A 17,707-nucleotide genomic window follows, 5' to 3' on the forward strand; every position below is an offset into this window, starting at 1 on the left:
CTTACCGCCTGGACAGTTTTACTCAATCTGTACGGCGCCGTCTTTTATCTCAAAATATTATTGGTTACAAATAACTTAATATTTGCAAAGAGATTGCATTATCCGCCCATTCACTTTCTTTAAATCTTATTACCCACATCATGCCTGATAACCATTTTCCGGTTCAACTGCCGTGTCAAATCAAAAGGCCGATAAAAAACAATTAATGATACTATTAAATTTATTTTTTTTAATAAAAAGTTGTTGTATGTTTGTACTATATATATAGTACAATAGTATTTTAAAATGATCAAGTTCAAATTAGATCCCAAAACGGGCACCCCGTTTTATCGACAGATAATAGATCAAATCACATTCGGTATAGCAGCAGGAAACCTGAAAACGGGCGAACAATTACCAACCGTGCGTTCGCTGGCTGTAGATTTAAAAGTAAATCTGAATACGGTGGCCAAAGCATACAAAGAATTGGAAATTCAGAAGGTTTTAGAAACGCAGCAGGGGACGGGCACATTTATCAATGAAATAAAAATTCAGATATCTGATCGGGAGAGGGGCGCTAAATTAAAAGACATCTGTAATGAGTTTTCCTCCATTGCATTTAGTTACGGTTTTTCAACAGACGACATTATTAATCAACTTAAAAAACAATAATATGATAACTACAAAAAAGAACACCAAGCTGGTGGCTAATCCAATTTCAACGGTAATTGCGCTTGTATTGATAGGGGCATCCGTCGGGGCTTATTGTGCAGGCTATATTAATGGTTTGGTTGGAGTTTTGCTCGTGATAGTTTCCCTGTTTATTTCCGGTTCGATACATATAGCAGACCAATGGGAAAAGGCTATTGTTTTACGCATGGGCAAATACACCGGATTACGGGGGCCCGGTATCTTTTTTACGATCCCTATTATTGATACAGTTGATAACTATATCGATCAGCGGGTTAGGGTTACAGAATTTAAAGCGGAACAAACACTGACAAAAGATACAGTGCCGGTAAATGTTGACGCCGTTGTTTACTGGACGGTATGGGACGTTGAAAAAGCTGCTTTAGAAGTGCAGGATTATGAAATGGCTATCGCCTATATCGCTCAAACCGGACTAAGAGATGTAATAGGTAAACATGAACTGGCTGAACTGCTGCAGGAACGGGATAAGGTAACGGACCTGCTGCAAAGGATATTGGACGAGCATACCAATCCCTGGGGAATAACCTGTCAGAATGTAGGTATTAAAGATATTGTTATTCCGCAATTGCTAGCCGATGCCATGAGCAAGGAGGCCCAGGCAGAACGTGAACGCCGGGCAAGGGTGATATTGGGAACAGCTGAAACAGAAATTGCCGAAAAATTCGCCGAGGCAAGCCTGCAATACATAAATAACCCGGTAGCCCTGCACTTAAGAGGAATGAATATGCTGTTTGAAGGTTTAAAAGAAAAAGGTTCCATGGTTATTGTGCCAAGTTCGGCATTGGATTCAATGAATCTTGGAGCTATGGGTGGATTAATCTCATTGGCAAAATCAAATGAGTCGCAGCCTGTACAACAAGCCGAACAGGCCCAAGAAACTAAAAAGAAAGCTAAGCCAGGGAAGAAAGCATAATAAAAAGATAGTTATAATGGAATTCAATTTTATAGCAGTTGACCAATTTAGCATTGACACTTTAGATGACCTGGAAAAATTCGTTGCTATTTATCCAGATTTTCAAACTGTAATGTTGGCCGATGAAAATGAACTTACATTACTGTTGAAATTAATGGAAATGCCAGAATTTGTTAGCCAAAACCTAAATAACAGTGATTTTAGTAAATTTTGGGACTTGTCCGGGTTTAAGTTACCGGAATTAGATAATCAACAATTTGACAAATTTTATGAGAACTGGATTCAGAAATCGCATAGGGAAAATAACATGGATGAATATGGGAACCTGATTTTTCTACAGGGACTAAGTACGAAATGGAATAAACTTAAATATAGATTGATAGTCAAGAGTAATATTTAACTTATCGATCGTTGATATTTCCAACACAACACGCACCCTATTTAAAATCTCCAGGCATTTAGCCTATGGTAAGTGTTATCACCGCACATTTCAAATTTAACTCATAAAAAAAGTAGCCAATAAAATTGGCTACTTGTCATAAATAGTACTCAGAGCGGGAATCGAACCCGCACTCCTTTAACGGGAACAGGATTTTAAGTCCTGCGTGTCTACCAGTTCCACCATCTGAGCAGGTGATTAACCTTTTAACAATAAATCCCTTCTTGTGAAAGGGATTTGAGCGAAAGACGAGATTCGAACTCGCGACCCCGACCTTGGCAAGGTCGTGCTCTACCAACTGAGCTACTTTCGCGTTGGTTATTTCCGTTTGTGATCAGCATTACTGCCTTCTCGCTTGCGGAGTGCAAATATAGACAGAATTGAACATTCTGCAAGAAATTTCTGCATTTTTTTTGAAGGTTTTTATAAGTCGCTGTTTTTCAAAACTTCCAATATCAAATCATTTTCAAATCCGCGGCCCATGGCATATTGTTGCAGCTTGTAGCGGCGTTTATAACTGTCTTTTTCGGTTAATATAATTGCCTTTTTTGTTAAAATAGTGGTCAGTGTATCCAGGTAGGCATCGCCGTCAATTAACAAAAGCGCTTTTTTTATCAAAACGTCGGGTACTTTTTTAAATTTAAGCCCCTGTTTAATCTTGATCCTGCCCCAGGCTTTCTGCCTGAACTTGCCCAGGGTGTAAGCCCTGGCAAATCTTTCCTCGTTTAAAAACCCGGCGCCAATCAGGTCTGAAACGATACGCTCTACCGCTTCGGGCCACAGTCCCCATTCATATAACTTATCCCTTACTTCCTGCTGCGAACGTTCCTGGTAGGCGCAATAATGCTCGGCTTTGGTTAAGGCTACCTTTGGGTCGGTTATTTTTTGTTTTTTGGGCGCGTCCATTAAAACCAAAGTTGTTAAAAATTCTTCTATTGACAGAAATATAAGCAAATTAGTACCGTTATGCTAAGCAATCAATATTCAATTACAGAAGTTAAGCAAATTATAAATGCCGAAGGCGAGATCATCAAAGAAGATCTCATCAGCGTATTACTAACAGATAGCCGCCGGATCAACATAGCCGCCGAAGGTTTGTTTTTTGCGTTGAGCGGCAGGCGTAACGGTCATGAATTTATTGCCGAAGCATACTCGGCAGGTGTACGCAACTTTGTCGTTAAGCAGGGCCCCGAAATTAAACTTCCGGATGCTAATTTTTTAATCGTGGTAGACGTGTTGCTGGCCCTGCAAACATTGGCCCGGCATCACCGCAACCGTTTTAATCTGGATGTGATAGGCATTACCGGCAGCAATGGTAAAACTATTGTTAAAGAATGGTTATACCAGTTAATGGCTGCTGATAAAATTATTGTTCGCAATCCTAAAAGCTATAATTCGCAAATCGGCGTACCGTTGTCGGTATGGCAGATCAATGAAAAAAATAACCTGGGCATATTTGAAGCCGGCATATCATTACCCGGCGAAATGGAAAAGCTGGAGGCCGTTATTAAACCCAACATAGGGATACTGACCCATTTGGGTACCGCGCATGACAGCGGCTTTGAAAACACCCGCGAAAAGGTGCTGGAGAAACTCAAACTTTTTAAACATTGCACCTTGCTTATCCATAACTATGATCAGCTGGTCGATTACCAACAAGATATCCCTGCAACCACCTGTTTTACCTGGAGCCGAAGCTTTAAACAGGCAGACCTGTATGTTTTTAGCGAGACGGTGATCAAGAAGAACTATTATCTGCGGGCTATATTCAGGGAAAAAGAGATCGAATGTTTAATACCGTTCCTTGACCAGGCCTCGATAGAGAACGCTATAATTTGCTGGGCTGCGTTATTAGCTTTAGGTTACCCGGCCGCTGAGGTTGATAAGCGATTAGAACGCCTTAACCCGGTTAGTATGCGCCTTGAGCTTAAAACGGGCATTAACGACTGCTCGGTAATTGACGACTCCTATAATTCAGATATTCAGTCGCTGGAGATTGCGCTTAATTTCCTGAATCAGCAAAATCAGCATCATAAAAAGACATTGATCTTGTCTGATATCTTTCAGTCAGGCTTGCAGGAGGATGTGTTATACAAACAGGTTGCAGAGCTGATCAAATCAAAAAAAGTCGATAAATTTATTGGAGTAGGTACCGCGCTTTTGAGCCGCCAGGAATATTTTGACGTACCTGAAAAGTTTTTTTTTACAGATACCACCGAATTACTCAACAACCTGCTCACGCCCGGGTTTAAAAGCGAAACCATTTTGATCAAAGGCTCGCGCAGTTTTGAGTTTGAGCGGGTAAGCAGGGCACTGGTGCAGAAAACGCATGAAACTGTGATGGAGATCAACCTGAACGCCATGCTGAACAACCTGAACTATTATAAGTCGAAGCTAAAGCCGGGCGTGAAATTAATGGCAATGGTAAAGGCTTTTAGCTATGGCAGCGGTACTTTCGAGCTGGCCAACATGCTGCAGTATAATAAGGTAGATTATTTAGCGGTAGCCTATACAGACGAAGGTATTTCATTACGGCAGGCCGGCATAACCATGCCAATAATGGTGTTAAATGCTGAGCAATCCGCATTTGATAAACTGGCAGAATTTAAATTGGAGCCCGTTATCTATAGCTTTGGTTTGTTTGATAATTTTATAAAATTTGTACAACAAAACGATATTTTAAATTATCCGGTACACCTTAAGATCGATACCGGAATGCACCGTTTGGGATTTGAGCCGGTTGATATGGACCTGCTATGCGATTTACTGGAAGAAAATAAATATATAAGGGTTCTGTCCATGTTCTCCCATCTGGCAGCCAGCGAGGCGCCAGAGCATGATCAGTTTACCCGAGAACAGATCGGAAGGTTTGAAAAAGCGGCCGGTGCAATTGAAGACTGTCTTAATTACAAGGTGATTAAACATCTTTCTAATACGTCAGGTATTACACGCTGGCCCTCGGCGCAATTTGATATGGTGAGGCTGGGCATCGGTTTATACGGAATTGATGCTGCTGTGCCGGCAGATGACAGCGCCTTACAGCCCATCACGAGTTTAAAAACCAGTATATCCCAGGTAAAAAAATTAGTTGCCGGCGACACGGTAGGCTATGGCCGCAATGGTGTAATGAAAAACGACGGCAGAATTGCTACGGTACGGATAGGCTATGCAGATGGCTATTTGCGGGCCTTTGGAAATGGCGTGGGCAATATGCTGGTTAACGGGGTACTGGTGCCCACCATAGGCAATGTATCTATGGATATGTGTATGATTGATGTAAGCGGGGTGGAGGTTAAAGAAGGCGACGAGGTTATTGTATTTAATGAGCAGCATAGAATTGAAGAGCTGGCAACCCAGATAGGCACTATTCCGTACGAAATATTAACTAATATTTCACAGCGCGTAAAAAGGGTGTATTTTTACGAGTAGAATTTGCAGATCAAAATGAAGAGAATAGCCACGGCCTTATTAAATTACTTTTTTAAAGGATTAATTGTTGTTGTGCCGATAGGAGCAGCGGCCTTTTTAATATTTTGGGCGGTTTCAAGCGTTGACAGCGCATTAAATCTAAGTGACGTTTTATGGACAGACAGCCACGGCAAGCCAATGCATATCCCCGGCCTGGGCATATTAAATGTTTTATTGGTTATAATGATTGCCGGGATATTGGTAACCAACGTAATCACCGACCCGATAAAGCGCTGGTTTAAAAGATGGCTGAACAGGCTGCCATTTTTTAACTTTCTCTATTCCTCTATAAAAGATCTCACCGAAGCATTTGTTGGCGACGAGAAGAAATTTAACGAAGCTGTTATTGTTGAGGTTAATGAGTTTGGCTTAAAAAAAATCGGCTTCCTGGTGCAAAAAGATCTGGCTAAATTAAATTTACCCGGCGAGGTGGCTGTATATTTTCCATACTCTTATTCATTTGCCGGCCAGGTAATTATCATATCGGCCGATAAGGTAAAACCGATTAACCGGAACGCCGCGGATATGATGAAGTTTGTGATATCAGGAGGGGTTAGCGGACTTGACTGACCGCACTTTGCCAACATGGTTCCTGAAACTTTTTATCGCCAGAAATACGCTGATCAGCATCAGGAACGCGGCCAGCAGGTATGGCGCCCCGGGGAAATAAGTACCATGCGTTTTATTGGTGAAATTGTAAAATATATAACTGAATATAAACGGCCCGATAATAACGCTTATGCTGTTGATAATGGTTAAAGCGCCCTGTAATTCTCCCTGCTCGTTTTTTGCCACTTTTTTTGTAGCCAGTCCCTGTAATGCCGGGCCGGATATACCACCCAAACAATATGGGATCATAAATAAATACATCATCCAGCCCTTTGTTGCAAAAGCTATGAGGGTAAGCCCCAGCGCATAAAAGATCAGTCCGAATACAATGTTTTTTTCCTGCCCGAATTTTGGGATGGTATAACGTATCAAACCACCCTGGATGGCTACCAGCACCACCCCGATAAAAATACCCAGGGTACCAACGCTGCTTAGTGCCCAGTTAAACTTCTCAAACAGGAAGAACGATAGTAAATACTCTACAGCTTTTTGGGCGATATAAACCAGGGTGATGCAGCCTATTAAACCGCCCAGCCCGGTATGTTTGGTAAATACCCTTATCAGGGCACCAAGGGGATTGGCCCGTTTCCATTCAAATTTTCTGCGGTGCTCGGGTTTTAACGATTCAGGCAATACAAATAAACCGTACAAGCCGTTAAAAAAGGCAAACCCGGCAGCAGCCATAAAAGGGAATTTGATATTGATCTCGCCCAGGTAGGCGCCTAAGGCAATGCCAATAATTACACCAAAGCCGGATGCCGCGCCAACCAAACCAAAATTAGCGTCGCGCTTATGCCCGGTGCTGATATCAGCTATATAGGCCGTTGCCGTTGATGTACTGGCACCTGTAATCCCCGCGATGAAGCGGCCCAGGAACAGCCAGGCTATTGATGGCGCAAAGGCCATAAACATATAATCAATACTAAACCCAAATAACGATATCAGTAAAACCGGCCGGCGTCCGTACCTGTCACTTAAATTACCCATTATTGAGGCAAATACCAGCTGCATGGTAGCATAAATAAGCGTTAGCCAGCCATTGTATTTTGATGCGGTACTCACATCAACATGACCCAGCATTTGCAATAATTTAGGCATTACCGGTATAATAATGCCAAGCCCCAGTACATCAATAAAAATGGTGATGAAAATAAATCCTAACGCGGCGGACGGCTTTGATTTGGTAACCTTTTTAGTAATTTTAGTAACAGGGGGAAGCTTGTCAGCCATAGGATAAATTTGAACTTTGCAGTCAGTATAACCAATAAAATTAGTTTGTGTTTCTTTTAAAACTTCGCACGGCCAGCAAGGCGCTTAACAACATCAATATCGCGCCTAAAATAAACGGCGCCCCCGGCAGATAAAGCGGTGCGCCCGGTTTGGTAAATTTGTAAAAAAGGTAGGTCATTATCCAAGGCCCAAAAATTGAGCTCAGGCTTGCCAGGCTGGTTAAAGCGCCCTGTAGCTCGCCCTGCTCATTGGCGGGCACCTGTGCGGTCATAATTCCCTGTAGTGCGGGGCCGGCTATACCGCCTAAGGCATAAGGGATCATAAAGGCAAACATCATCCAGCCCTTGCTGGCTACAGCGAATAATATCAGCCCCATGGCATAAAAAGACAGCCCCATCCAGATGCTGCGTTGCTGGCCAAGTTTAGGTATCGCAATACGGATCAATCCGCCCTGTACAGCGGCAACGGTCAGCCCGACAAACCCTAATGAGTAGCCAACCCATGCCTCATTCCATTTAAATTTAGTCATGGTATAAAACGTCCAGACGCTTTGTACAGACTGCGCCGCAAAGTAAACCAGGAATAACGATGCTGCTAAACCTAATACCGCGGGATATTTGTTAAGTTGTAATAATGACCCCAGCGGATTGGCGCGTTTAAGCTCAAAAGGGCGCCGGTGCGCCTTATCTAAAGATTCGGGCAGTACAAAGTATCCGTAAATGGTGTTTAGCAAGGCCAGGCCCGCAGCGGCCAGAAAAGGGAGGTGTGTACTGTATTTACCAAGGATACCGCCAATAACTGGGCCTATGATAAATCCTATGCCAAATGCCACGCCTATCATACCAAAATTTTGCGCCCGCTTTTCGGGTGTGCTAACGTCGGCAATGTAGGCTGCCGCCGTGGTGAAACTTGCGCCGGTAACACCGGCTATGGCCCGGCCCAAAAATAGCCAGCCAATGCTGGGCGCAAAGGCCAAAAACAAATAATCAATACCAAATCCAAGTAAAGAGCCTAACAAAACCGGCCGCCGCCCGTATTTATCGCTTAAATTACCTAATACCGGCGCAAATAAAAACTGCATAACGGCATAAGCCAGCGTTAATAACCCGGCGTAACGCGACGCCTCGCTTAAATTACCGTGGATGAGTGTTTCTATCAGCTTCGGTAATACGGGGATTATGATACCTAATCCGGTTACGTCAATTAACAGGGTGATAAATATAAAACCTAAGGCAGCTTGCTTTTTTGATTTGGCAGGTTGTTCCATCCTTGCAAAATAAATAAACTATGCCGAAATCTTAATTAAATAATTATTAATTCTTTTTGACGGTATAAATTTTTATGTAAATTAGTATTGTAAACACCTTATCCTTACCATCCTATGAAAAACTTAAACGCGCTCTTGATCGTCGCAGGTGTGTTTTGCATGCAGCATGCAATGGCACAAACTAAATCACATCTTACCTTATCAACAGATTATCCCGAGGTTGAAAAGAAAGTCAGTTTTACGTATGATTCGGCGGGGACTGCGGTAGCGGGCCAAAAGGACATGTCGGCTATCGTTTATTTCTTTGATAATAAATTATACCCCGCTAAAGACGTTTCGCTAACGCCGTCGGGAAAAGCCTTTAAGGGAGTGTTGGAAATTCCGGCCAGCGCCAAAGCTTTTTTAATAAAAATAGTTGCCGGGGATAAAACTGACAATAACAATGGCGCAGGGTATATCTACCAGGTATTTAAAGGTAAGCAACCCGTACCGGGGGCTTATGCCATGCAGGGCTTTATATTGGCGGGCACCGGTAATAATATATCAGGGGTTAAGCAGGATATGAAAAAAAGCCTGGACCTGTATAAAAAGGAATTTGAACTACATCCCGATATAGAAAAAGATTACGCCAGTCCATATTATTATTATCTATTTCGTGTGCCTGAATATAAAACGCTGGCAGACAACAAGCTAAACGGTCTTAAAAAGAGCAGTAACGAAAAAGACCTGTTATTGGCAGTAGATTTGTTAAATGCAACCAAACAAACAACTATAGCAGATTCGCTGAAAGCCGCCATCAGTACAAACTTTCCTAACGGTACCGGAGCCAGGAACAACTTAATTGTTGCGGTGATGAAAGAGAAAAATCCGGCTATCAAAGAAGAATTATACAAGGCTTACAAAGTAAAATATGCCACTGGTGATGAAGAGAACGATGAACGTTTAAAAACCCGGTTGGCCGAAGCGTATTTATTTAACGGCAAACTGGATGATTTTCGGCGGGTTGAAGCGACTTTGAAGAGCAAACAGGATTTGATACTCCCTTTAAATGACGTTGCTTATGACCTTGCAAAAAAAGGGGAGCGTTTAACTGATGCCGAAGAGCTATCCCGACAGTCGCTGGATATGGTGCGGCCGTTAATTGAGAAACCACAGGTAATGTCGTTTATAGCACCGTCACAAGTGCAGCGTAACAATAAAGTTTACAATGCGATGTTTGAGGACACTTATGCCTACATTCTTTTTAGACAAAATAAATTTAATGAAGCGCTGCCACACGAAGAGGCGGCCCGTGCAGGCGGCCGGGGCGAAACCGAAACCTATGTTTTGATTTTAGATGCCCTTGGGAAAACCGATGAGGTAATTAAAGTAGCCGGCGAAAGTGTAAAATCAGGTTGGACGACAGACGTGATCAAAGAAAAATTAAAGAAAAACTATATTGCGAAAAACGGAACTGACAGCTATGATAAATTTTTGACGGATTTATTAAAACAGGCCAGGGAAGAAGCCAGAACCAAATTGGCAGCAAGCATGATTAATAAACCCGCGCCCGATTTTGAATTAAAAGACCTGGATGGCAACCCTGTATCGTTAAAAAGTTTAAAAGGCAAAACCGTTGTAGTTGATTTTTGGGCCACCTGGTGCGGTCCGTGTAAGGCATCTTTTCCTGGTATGCAAATGGCTGTAAATAAATACAAAGACGACCCCAATATCAAATTTCTTTTTGTTGATACCTGGGAAACTGGCGCCGATTATATTACCGGGGTGAAGAAATTTATTGCTGATAATAAATACACTTTCCATGTATTAGTTGACGAAAAGAACGATGCGGGCAAACAAGCGAAGGTGGTGAACGATTTTGGCGTAACCGGCATCCCCACTAAATTTTTGATTGACAAGAACGGCAATATCCGTTTTAAATACGTAGGCTATTCTGGCAGTTCTGACAAGGTTGCCGATGAAGTTAGCGATATGCTTGAGCTTACACAAACCGCCGGCGAAAAAACAGCAGGTACCAAACCCGAAACTAAAGAAAAATCAAAGTAGCCTAACTTAAAAGCATTATAGCAAAAAGGGAGCAGCTAACTTAGTTGCTCCCTTTTTGTTAGTGGTAAAATCCTTAAAAGTTGGGTTTCAATACATACTTATCATAGAAACGGAAGATATGCTCCGTAGCTTCTTCGGCTGTATCAACCAGGCGGTAAAGGTTCAGATCATCCGGGTGGATGTTATGTTCCTGGTTAAGCATTTTCTCAATTACCCAGTTAAACAAACCACCCCAATATTCAACACCAACAAACACAATAGGGAAACGGGCGATCTTACCGGTTTGAATCAGGGTGATGGCCTCGAACGATTCATCCAAAGTGCCAAAGCCACCCGGCAATACAATGAAGCCCTGCGAATATTTCATGAACATTACCTTACGGATAAAGAAGTAGTCAAACTCCAGTACCTTATCCCGGTCGATATATTTATTGTGGAACTGCTCAAAAGGGAGTTCAATATTTAAACCTACAGATTTACCGCCGGCTTCATAAGCGCCTTTGTTAGCGGCCTCCATAATACCCGGGCCTCCGCCTGATATCACGCCATAGCCGCGTTCGGTTAGCAATCTTGCGGTATCTTCCGCCAGTTTATAGTAAGGGTTGTCATTTTTTGTACGTGCCGATCCAAATATAGATACGCAAGGGCCTATTTTAGCCAGTTTTTCAAAGCCGTCAACAAACTCGGCCATTATTTTAAATATCTGCCAGGAATCGGTTACTTTAATTTCCTGCCAGTTCTTGTTCTCAAACGCTTGTCTTATTTTTTCTTCTCCGGTCATTATTTTATCTTGTAGTAGTATAATTAGCTATTTCCTCTTTTGTTTTAGGTTTGGAGGTAAATAACAATCCCGCAAATGTAATAATTCCATTCACCAGGATGAGTTCGTTATCAAAAGTATAGCCAAATAGCTGTGCAGAATGGGCGCTTAAGTAAAAACATATAGCTGGCGATATCAAACAAATAAACGGCACCAACTTATCCCTGACCTGCCTTTTACTAACAAACAAGCCAAAGGAATATAAACCCAATAACGGCCCGTAAGTATACGATGCAACCTTAAATATGGCGCTCACCACAGCATCGTTATTAATAGCATTAAATATAATAATGGTTAAAAACAATAAGCCCGAAAACGCGATATGCACGTAATGGCGGATGTTAACCATTTTCTTACTGTTTACGTCTTTACCCTTGTTAAAGTTTAAAAAGTCCACGCAAAATGAGGTAGTTAAAGCTGTAAGCGCCGAGTCGGTAGTAGCAAATGTAGCTGCCGTAAGCCCCAGCATAAATACAATTGCCGGTATTACTCCTAAATATTTTAGGGCAATGGTAGGATAAAGGAAATCTGTTTTTGCAGGTACCGTAATGCCGTAGCGGGTGGCATATATATATAGCAAAGCACCCACGCTTAAAAAGAAAATGTTGATCACCACGAACACCCCCGTAAAGCTGAACATGTTTTTTTGCGCTTCGCGGATGTTTTTCATGCTCAGGTTTTTCTGCATCAGGTCCTGGTCAAGCCCGGTCATGCCTACGGTAATAAACAGGCCACCAATAAATTCTTTACTTAAATGGAAGTGGCTCGTCATAAAATCATTAAAGAAAAAGATCTTTGAGTAGCTACTGTTTTTAACAGCTTCGACGGCTTCAAAAACGCTGAAGTTCATGGCCCGGCAAATAAAGAATATCGACAGAAAAACCGACGATACCAGGAACAGCGTTTGCAGGCTGTCGGTAATAATAATGGTTTTTAAGCCGCCTTTAAACGTATAGGCCCAGATCAACAAAAGGCATATTAAAACCGTAACCGCAAAGGGCACGCCGTAGTTGTCAAAAATAAATTTCTGTAATACAATAACCACCAGGTACAACCGGAATGATGAGCCAATTACGCGGCTTAATAAAAATATAGCTGCCGCCGTTTTATAGCTCCAGGTGCCTAACGCATGTTCTATATAGCTGTAGATGGAGGTCAGTTTCATGCGGTAATACAATGGCAGTAATACCGTAGCTATAATAATGAAACCGGCCGCGTTGCCTAACACAAATTGAAAATAAGCAAACTGATCCCCGCCCGGTGCGCCAACCTTACCCGGAACCGATATAAAAGTAACCCCGCTTAGCGCCGTGCCTATCATCCCAAAAGCTACCAGGTACCATTTGGAATTACGATTGGCTACGAAGAAAGTATCGTTATCTGAGGACTTACGCGATGTTAACCAGGATATAATCAATAACACTAAAAAATAGCCTATAATAAAGGATAACAGTATTCCTGGTGACATATGTTTTGTTTAAGCCCGGAAGCCCGAAAGTCGAGATAACCGGAAGATTTTCATTTATTTCCTGCACACAAGTTATGTATAGTACCGCACTAAACAAAAAAACTTTAATACTTAGTCTTTACCCCGGGCCTTTACAACCCTCGGTTTACGGGTAATTGACACTATTATTTCAGACCTCCGGTCTTTCGGGGTTGCAGACTAATAGCTATCTTCGCGGTATGAACTTTTCGTCGAAGTTATTAGAAAACGCGGTTGCCGAATTTGCGAAATTACCGGGTGTGGGACAAAAAACCGCATTGCGCCTGGTATTACACCTGCTTAACCAGGATAGGGAAGAGGTACACCAATTCAGCGCTACTATAAGCAAACTACGTAACGAAATCCAGTTCTGTAAAACCTGCCATAATATTTCTGATCAGCCGGTTTGCGAAATATGCGCCTCGCCTAAACGTGACCATAGCCTGATCTGCGTTGTTGAAGATACCCGTGACGTCATGGCAATTGAAAATACCAGCCAGTATAACGGCGTATACCATGTATTGGGCGGCTTAATATCACCTATGGACGGTATCGGCCCGTCTGACCTGGAGGTGGACACGCTGGTACAGCGCCTTGATGACGAAGAGGTAAAAGAGGTAATTTTTGCCTTAAGCGCTACCATGGAAGGCGACACCACTATCTTTTACCTGCATAAAAAGTTAAAACAATTTAATGTAAGTATCTCAACAATAGCTCGTGGCATAGCCTTTGGAGGAGAATTGGAGTACGTCGATGAGATTACGTTAGGTCGGTCTATTGCTACACGTGTTCCGTATGAAAATTCTTTATCCAGGTAAGTATGAAACTATCGGTAATTATTGTTAATCACAATCGTTGTGATTTGCTAAAGCTTGCACTTAATGCTTTAATTAAGGCCGGTAATTCTATTGATTATGAGTTAATTATGATTGATAATGCATCAACTGATAACTCGGTAGAAATGGTTAATGCCGATTATCCGGATGTCAGGATAATTGCCAACCTTGCCAACGAGGGCGTGGCAAAAGCTGGTAACCAGGGGATAGAAGTGTCCAGGGGAGAGTATATTTTACTGGTCAATGCGGATACTATTTGCGGCAAAGAGACGCTGGATAAAGTGCTTGATTTTATGAATGTTCATAACGAGGCTGCAGGCGTCGGTGTCAGAATGCTGGGAGCGCAGGGAAGCTTTTTGCCTGAGTCAAATCGCGGCCTTACCCAGCCATGGGTCACTTTCTTTAAACTGATAGGTTTTGCCAAAAATTTCCAGAAAACACGTTTGTCAAACCGTAACCATAAAGCCTGGGTTGAGGAATTTCAAACCTCAGAAGTTGATGTTTTGAATGACGCTTTTATGTTAATACGTAAATCTGTTTTAAATGAAGTGGGTTTGTTTGATGAGCGTTTTGTACAATATGGGCACAACATTGACCTGTCATACCGTATGCGGTTAGCCGGGTATAAAAATTATTACTTCCCCAAAACGTATATTATTAACTTTAAAAGCAACGATCAGTCAAAATTTAGCTGGCAGTACATAAAGAACTTTTATGGCGCTATGCTTATATTCGCCGCCAAGTACCTGTTTAGATTGCCTGAAATAAAAATAGAAGGCATGCAGATGTACCCGGCAGCCTATGAAGTTGAACAATAAGATCGTAATTATAACCGGCGCCTCGTCAGGCATCGGTAAATCATTAGCAGAAGAATTTGCCCGTCGCGGCGCTAACCTGGTTTTAGCAGCCCGTCAATATGTTACGCTGTGTGAAATTGCGCAGTCGTTACAGGATAAATATCAAATTAAGGCTGTGGCAGTGCAATGTGATGTAGCTGTTGAAAGCGATTGCGAACACCTGATCACACAAGCTATCACTACTTTCGGTAAAATTGATATCCTCATCAATAACGCCGGTATATCTATGCGGGCCCTGTTTAAAGATGCCGATTTACAGGTTTTAAAAACTTTAATGGATGTAAATTTCTGGGGGATGGTTTATTGTACCAAATACGCACTGCCCGAGATCATTAAAACAAAAGGATCTGTTGTTGGCGTGTCGTCTATAGCGGGTTATAAAGGTCTGCCCGGCCGAACAGGCTATTCGGCCTCTAAATTTGCCATGAATGGTTTTCTGGATGCTTTGCGGGTTGAGAATTTAAAAACCGGCGTACACGTAATGACCGCCTGCCCGGGTTTTACAGCTTCAAACATCCGCAACACCGCCCTTAATAAAGATGGCAACCAGCAGGGCGAGAGCACACTGCACGAAGAAAAAATGATGACAGCCGACGAAGTAGCTATAATCATTGCCGATGGCGTTGAAAAACGCGAACGTACTTTAATTATGACTGCGCAGGGGAAACTAACAGTATTGCTAAGCAAACTGATACCCGCCAGGCTGGATCAGCTGGTTTATAATGTGTTTGCAAAAGAAAAGGATGCCTTATTGAAATAGCCTGTCATACCTGCAAAGGTTGTTCCTGGGGCGCTATTGAAGCTACCAGCTCATAATCATCAATTTTATCCAGATTTAAAACAAGCCGGCCTTCTTCGTCCCTGTCAAACGCGGGTTTAAATTTAGCCCCCCATATTATTTCATCATACTGGTAGGAGGTACGTGAGTGTACGGTTTGCGAGAAAGTATCGTCAAATGCTTTTAACAATACTGCAAAGCTGGCTTCGGTATTAACCATTTCTTCGGGGGTTATGTCTTTTATCGGGCTGTCATTGTCCAACGGGTGAACCACCGTCCAGCTAAGCGTGAGTATGCTTACCCGTTTCCGCTCCAGTTCGAGCGATAAAAAACGCCGTACCATTTTACCGTCAACGTCTTCGTTATAGGAGAATATAACTTCCATCTGCAAATCGATCAATGTGTTTTTACGCAGATTGGTGAGCCTGAACATGATCCCTTTTCCATTATCCCGGTAAGGGGCAACCAGCAAATGATCGCTGTACCTTATTTTTGCCGATGGCTTTGAAAACCGCCCGTATAACAGGCCTGTAGCCAGTGCAAAAGCCAGGAGCCCCAGCATTGACTCTAAGGCCGCCACGCTGTTAGCGGCCATGCCATGCGGGCTTATATGGCCGTAACCCACCGTAGATATGGTTTGTGCCGAAAAAAAGAAGGCATCCATAAAACGGTAAAAAAAGGTATTGCCAACGGCGCCATCCAATGTACCCGGCCCAAGAGACACGTATATAAAAGCGAAAATTATATTGGCCGCCAAATATCCGGATAATACCAGCAGCCAGAATTTTATCCAGCTCATGGTGATTAACGTATGGTAATTATTTGAGGTATTGAAAATAGAGAGCCCCTTGCGTTTTACATTTATGGAGCCATCATGGTTCACCAGCCGCTGGTTTCTGATTACCGCCTGTGTACCGAAACCAAGATCATCCTCGGGGTTAAATTTTCTTTTATGTATGGCCATAGTTTGTGAGTAGTTTGAAGTAAGTTTGACGGTATCCGGTTTTAAGCAAACTACAGCTGTTTACTTAATCAACTTAATAAACCATCAACTTTCAGTAAAAATATCATTCTGCTTGCTTTTAGAAAAAACTATTTCCATATTTGCGCCGTAATGATAACTAAAATGTTAAATAATAATTGGTGGTGGCTTAACGATTAATCGTAAGGCAAACTCCTGTTATTTAAAATTATATTTAAAGGGTTGCCGTAAGGTAACCCTTTTTTGTTAGCAGCATTTAATAGTTTTTAATAAACAATCCCTTTGGGGGCAAAATATGAAACAAATACTTAACCATCTTTTTGAAAATAAAACACTTACCCGCGATCAGGCAAAGGATATTTTAACGCTGATATCCCAGGGTTTGTACAACAACTCGCAAATGGCCGCGTTTATGACGGCCTATTGCATGCGTACCATAACCGTTACCGAGTTGGAGGGTTTCAGAGATGCGATGCTGGACCTGTGCCTGCCTGTTGATTTGGGCACCGATGACCTGATAGACCTATGCGGTACCGGCGGCGATGGCAAGGATACGTTCAATATTTCAACCCTGGCGTCATTCGTAGTGGCCGGTGCGGGTTATAAAGTTGCCAAACATGGTAACTATGGTGTTTCCTCAGGTTGCGGATCATCAAATGTGATGGAATACCTGGGCTATAAGTTCACTAATAACCTTGCCGAACTGAAGCGAAACCTGGATACGGCCAATATCTGTTTTTTACATGCACCGCTGTTTCACCCGGCTATGAAAACTGTGGCGCCGATACGCCGTGAGCTGGGCGTAAAGACTTTTTTTAACATGTTGGGGCCGATGGTTAATCCGGCAAGACCCAAAAACCAGCTGGTTGGGGTTTATAATTTGGAGCTGGCACGGATGTATGCCTATCTTTATCAGCAGTCTGATAAAAAATATACGATCCTGAACGCCCTTGAAGGTTATGATGAGATTTCGCTTACCTGCGATTTTAAAACATTTACCCCGGAAGGTGAAAAATTAAATACACTGAAAAGTATAGGGTTTGATCGCCTTGATCCGTCTGCAATTACCGGCGGAAGTACGGTTGACGAGTCGGCTGATATTTTTATGCAGGTATTAGGCGGAAACGCCACAACGGCCCAAAGCGATGTGGTTTTAGCAAATGCTGCGCTGGCAATAAATACCATCAATCCTGAAAATAGTTTTGCTGATTGTTTTTACGAGGCCGAGGAATCTTTGCTGGGTAAAAAAGCATTGGCAAGTTTTAAAACCCTGATTGGAAATTAAA

At 42.5% G+C, this 17,707-nt stretch carries 16 protein-coding genes and 2 tRNA genes; 10 read left to right on the forward strand and 8 right to left on the reverse strand.

Annotated features, from left to right (window positions below):
- The first annotated feature begins 285 nt into the window (after positions 1–285).
- The 3 genes from LJ658_RS13420 to LJ658_RS13430 are packed head-to-tail and all read left to right on the forward strand — an operon-like array spanning position 286 to position 2,003.
- A complete protein-coding gene (locus LJ658_RS13420) occupies positions 286–651 on the forward strand; it encodes a GntR family transcriptional regulator (RefSeq protein WP_230547036.1) in 366 nt (121 codons plus the stop codon).
- Position 652: 1 nt separating this feature from the next.
- Positions 653–1,603 carry a slipin family protein gene (locus tag LJ658_RS13425; protein WP_230547037.1) on the forward strand — a complete coding sequence of 317 codons (951 nt, stop codon included), beginning with the start codon at positions 653–655 and terminating at the stop codon, positions 1,601–1,603.
- A gap of 16 nt (positions 1,604–1,619) precedes the next feature.
- Positions 1,620–2,003 carry a hypothetical protein gene (locus LJ658_RS13430; protein WP_230547038.1) on the forward strand — a complete coding sequence of 128 codons (384 nt, stop codon included), beginning with the start codon at positions 1,620–1,622 and terminating at the stop codon, positions 2,001–2,003.
- Positions 2,004–2,149: 146 nt separating this feature from the next.
- On the opposite strand, the gene LJ658_RS13435 is transcribed toward LJ658_RS13430, so the two are convergent.
- From LJ658_RS13435 to LJ658_RS13445, 3 genes are all read right to left on the reverse strand, one after another.
- A tRNA-Leu gene (locus LJ658_RS13435) sits at positions 2,150–2,234 on the reverse strand.
- A gap of 48 nt (positions 2,235–2,282) precedes the next feature.
- A tRNA-Gly gene (locus LJ658_RS13440) sits at positions 2,283–2,355 on the reverse strand.
- A gap of 110 nt (positions 2,356–2,465) precedes the next feature.
- On the reverse strand, positions 2,466–2,948 hold the full coding sequence (locus tag LJ658_RS13445; RefSeq protein WP_230547039.1) for a regulatory protein RecX: 483 nt from the start codon (positions 2,946–2,948) through the stop codon (positions 2,466–2,468).
- A gap of 60 nt (positions 2,949–3,008) precedes the next feature.
- Between LJ658_RS13445 and LJ658_RS13450 the strand changes: the two genes are divergently transcribed.
- A complete protein-coding gene (locus tag LJ658_RS13450) occupies positions 3,009–5,471 on the forward strand; it encodes a bifunctional UDP-N-acetylmuramoyl-tripeptide:D-alanyl-D-alanine ligase/alanine racemase (RefSeq protein WP_230547040.1) in 2,463 nt (820 codons plus the stop codon).
- A gap of 15 nt (positions 5,472–5,486) precedes the next feature.
- Complete coding sequence (locus LJ658_RS13455; protein ID WP_230547041.1) at positions 5,487–6,080, forward strand: DUF502 domain-containing protein; 594 nt, start codon at positions 5,487–5,489, stop codon at positions 6,078–6,080.
- Here the strand turns inward: LJ658_RS13455 and LJ658_RS13460 are convergent.
- Both LJ658_RS13460 and LJ658_RS13465 read right to left on the reverse strand, forming a co-directional pair.
- Positions 6,054–7,349, reverse strand: coding sequence for a TCR/Tet family MFS transporter (locus LJ658_RS13460; RefSeq protein ID WP_230547042.1), 1,296 nt, complete (start codon positions 7,347–7,349; stop codon positions 6,054–6,056). The genes LJ658_RS13455 and LJ658_RS13460 overlap by 27 nt on opposite strands.
- 40 nt (positions 7,350–7,389) lie before the next feature.
- A complete protein-coding gene (locus tag LJ658_RS13465) occupies positions 7,390–8,616 on the reverse strand; it encodes a TCR/Tet family MFS transporter (RefSeq protein WP_230547043.1) in 1,227 nt (408 codons plus the stop codon).
- 114 nt (positions 8,617–8,730) lie between these two features.
- Between LJ658_RS13465 and LJ658_RS13470 the strand changes: the two genes are divergently transcribed.
- Positions 8,731–10,662: a TlpA disulfide reductase family protein gene (locus LJ658_RS13470; protein WP_230547044.1), complete on the forward strand. Its 1,932-nt coding sequence runs from the start codon at positions 8,731–8,733 to the stop codon at positions 10,660–10,662.
- Positions 10,663–10,735: 73 nt separating this feature from the next.
- On the opposite strand, the gene LJ658_RS13475 is transcribed toward LJ658_RS13470, so the two are convergent.
- Together LJ658_RS13475 and LJ658_RS13480 are read right to left on the reverse strand one after the other, a co-directional pair.
- Complete coding sequence (locus LJ658_RS13475; RefSeq protein ID WP_230547045.1) at positions 10,736–11,443, reverse strand: TIGR00730 family Rossman fold protein; 708 nt, start codon at positions 11,441–11,443, stop codon at positions 10,736–10,738.
- A 4-nt stretch (positions 11,444–11,447) separates the two neighbouring features.
- Complete coding sequence (locus tag LJ658_RS13480; RefSeq protein ID WP_230547046.1) at positions 11,448–12,950, reverse strand: sodium:solute symporter; 1,503 nt, start codon at positions 12,948–12,950, stop codon at positions 11,448–11,450.
- A gap of 218 nt (positions 12,951–13,168) precedes the next feature.
- On the opposite strand from LJ658_RS13480, the gene recR reads away from it, so the two are divergent.
- Genes recR through LJ658_RS13495 form a run of 3 tightly spaced genes read left to right on the forward strand, consistent with a single transcriptional unit; the run spans position 13,169 to position 15,421 of the window.
- Positions 13,169–13,786 (forward strand): recombination mediator RecR, encoded by a 618-nt coding sequence (recR, locus tag LJ658_RS13485; protein ID WP_230547047.1) that lies wholly within the window; start codon positions 13,169–13,171, stop codon positions 13,784–13,786.
- A 2-nt stretch (positions 13,787–13,788) separates the two neighbouring features.
- Positions 13,789–14,622, forward strand: coding sequence for a glycosyltransferase family 2 protein (locus LJ658_RS13490; protein ID WP_255670505.1), 834 nt, complete (start codon positions 13,789–13,791; stop codon positions 14,620–14,622).
- The gene (locus LJ658_RS13495) at positions 14,606–15,421 is read left to right on the forward strand and encodes an SDR family oxidoreductase (RefSeq protein WP_230547049.1); all 816 of its coding nucleotides are present in this window, start codon (positions 14,606–14,608) and stop codon (positions 15,419–15,421) included. The genes LJ658_RS13490 and LJ658_RS13495 overlap by 17 nt, the downstream gene beginning before the upstream one ends.
- Before the next feature lie 4 nt (positions 15,422–15,425).
- Here LJ658_RS13495 and LJ658_RS13500 read toward each other — a convergent pair whose 3' ends face one another.
- Positions 15,426–16,403, reverse strand: a complete 978-nt coding sequence (locus LJ658_RS13500; RefSeq protein ID WP_230547050.1) for an ion channel — start codon at positions 16,401–16,403, stop codon at positions 15,426–15,428.
- Positions 16,404–16,716: 313 nt separating this feature from the next.
- On the opposite strand from LJ658_RS13500, the gene trpD reads away from it, so the two are divergent.
- The gene (gene trpD / locus LJ658_RS13505; protein ID WP_230547051.1) at positions 16,717–17,706 is read left to right on the forward strand and encodes an anthranilate phosphoribosyltransferase; all 990 of its coding nucleotides are present in this window, start codon (positions 16,717–16,719) and stop codon (positions 17,704–17,706) included.
- Position 17,707 lies beyond the last annotated feature (1 nt).

Origin of the sequence: Mucilaginibacter sp. UR6-11, assembly GCF_020880695.1 — a bacterium.
Taxonomy (GTDB): Bacteria; Bacteroidota; Bacteroidia; order Sphingobacteriales; family Sphingobacteriaceae; genus Mucilaginibacter.

What these genes read in the sequence shown, in the direction of transcription:
- LJ658_RS13495 (WP_230547049.1), top strand. Translation starts at nt 14,606, where the DNA reads ATGAAGTTGAACAATAAGATCGTAATTATAACCGGCGCCTCGTCAGGC.
- LJ658_RS13445 (WP_230547039.1), bottom strand. Translation starts at nt 2,948, where the DNA reads ATGGACGCGCCCAAAAAACAAAAAATAACCGACCCAAAGGTAGCCTTA.
- LJ658_RS13430 (WP_230547038.1), top strand. Translation starts at nt 1,620, where the DNA reads ATGGAATTCAATTTTATAGCAGTTGACCAATTTAGCATTGACACTTTA.
- LJ658_RS13450 (WP_230547040.1), top strand. Translation starts at nt 3,009, where the DNA reads ATGCTAAGCAATCAATATTCAATTACAGAAGTTAAGCAAATTATAAAT.
- LJ658_RS13455 (WP_230547041.1), top strand. Translation starts at nt 5,487, where the DNA reads ATGAAGAGAATAGCCACGGCCTTATTAAATTACTTTTTTAAAGGATTA.
- LJ658_RS13480 (WP_230547046.1), bottom strand. Translation starts at nt 12,950, where the DNA reads ATGTCACCAGGAATACTGTTATCCTTTATTATAGGCTATTTTTTAGTG.
- LJ658_RS13460 (WP_230547042.1), bottom strand. Translation starts at nt 7,349, where the DNA reads ATGGCTGACAAGCTTCCCCCTGTTACTAAAATTACTAAAAAGGTTACC.
- LJ658_RS13470 (WP_230547044.1), top strand. Translation starts at nt 8,731, where the DNA reads ATGAAAAACTTAAACGCGCTCTTGATCGTCGCAGGTGTGTTTTGCATG.
- LJ658_RS13420 (WP_230547036.1), top strand. Translation starts at nt 286, where the DNA reads ATGATCAAGTTCAAATTAGATCCCAAAACGGGCACCCCGTTTTATCGA.
- trpD (WP_230547051.1), top strand. Translation starts at nt 16,717, where the DNA reads ATGAAACAAATACTTAACCATCTTTTTGAAAATAAAACACTTACCCGC.
- LJ658_RS13490 (WP_255670505.1), top strand. Translation starts at nt 13,789, where the DNA reads ATGAAACTATCGGTAATTATTGTTAATCACAATCGTTGTGATTTGCTA.
- LJ658_RS13475 (WP_230547045.1), bottom strand. Translation starts at nt 11,443, where the DNA reads ATGACCGGAGAAGAAAAAATAAGACAAGCGTTTGAGAACAAGAACTGG.
- recR (WP_230547047.1), top strand. Translation starts at nt 13,169, where the DNA reads ATGAACTTTTCGTCGAAGTTATTAGAAAACGCGGTTGCCGAATTTGCG.
- LJ658_RS13500 (WP_230547050.1), bottom strand. Translation starts at nt 16,403, where the DNA reads ATGGCCATACATAAAAGAAAATTTAACCCCGAGGATGATCTTGGTTTC.
- LJ658_RS13425 (WP_230547037.1), top strand. Translation starts at nt 653, where the DNA reads ATGATAACTACAAAAAAGAACACCAAGCTGGTGGCTAATCCAATTTCA.
- LJ658_RS13465 (WP_230547043.1), bottom strand. Translation starts at nt 8,616, where the DNA reads ATGGAACAACCTGCCAAATCAAAAAAGCAAGCTGCCTTAGGTTTTATA.